The organism is Dellaglioa sp. CoH-57-MRSF-20, from assembly GCF_056781955.1.
Genome location: NZ_JBXAXV010000057.1, coordinates 1 through 630, shown reverse-complemented (window position 1 = coordinate 630; position 630 = coordinate 1). Strand labels below are relative to the sequence as shown.

1 protein-coding gene is annotated in these 630 nt (G+C 56.0%); it reads right to left on the bottom strand.

All coding sequences use genetic code 11. The annotated features are described in order from the left end of the window. Positions 1 to 4: 4 nt before the first annotated feature. Positions 5 to 630 (bottom strand): hypothetical protein (locus tag AC1RPN_RS08070; RefSeq protein WP_481763693.1); only part of this gene is annotated, 626 nt, incomplete at its 5' end.

Below are 630 nucleotides of genomic sequence, written 5' to 3'. Positions count from 1 at the left end.
ATGTTTAACCTGTCACGTGATTGAAGAATTCGCCAGTGCTGTTGAAGTGGTAAATCGGGAACCCCAAGCTTTCGGCCTCCCCATGTGTGATCGTCAGGAAGTTATCGAAGTACGCGAGCCGTGACTCAAATTCCACACGACTCTCACCATGATACAGGTTGACGCTGTACAGGTTGATGTGTTCTTCGGCCCCAATCCTATATTTTTCCAGCACATATTCAACCACTCGCGGTTTGCCCCGTTCGCGCTCGGCATTAGCAGTACGCACACACTTCATGAGGTCAGTGACACTTGCGCATTCCTCGACCGGTACTCCGGCACGCTCCACGTCCTGCGGGCCCGTACGCACCCATCCCGGCATGCAGAAGACGATGGTGCACAGCCGATCCAGATCGTAATCATTTTCGATCGGCACGCGATACCCACGAACCGGCGCATGATCCTCGTGCACCAGAATCCACTCATCAACGTAGTCGCCCAAGTTCTCGATGGCCGTGTCCTCCGCATGCTTCCGGGCCTGCGCCACTGCCAGCATGTCCTTTTCGGTACCCACGTCCACGATCCGGCGCTTCATGATTTCGGTACCGCCACCCGGCACGAAGCCGTACTCGCGCAGCTCCTGACTAAACT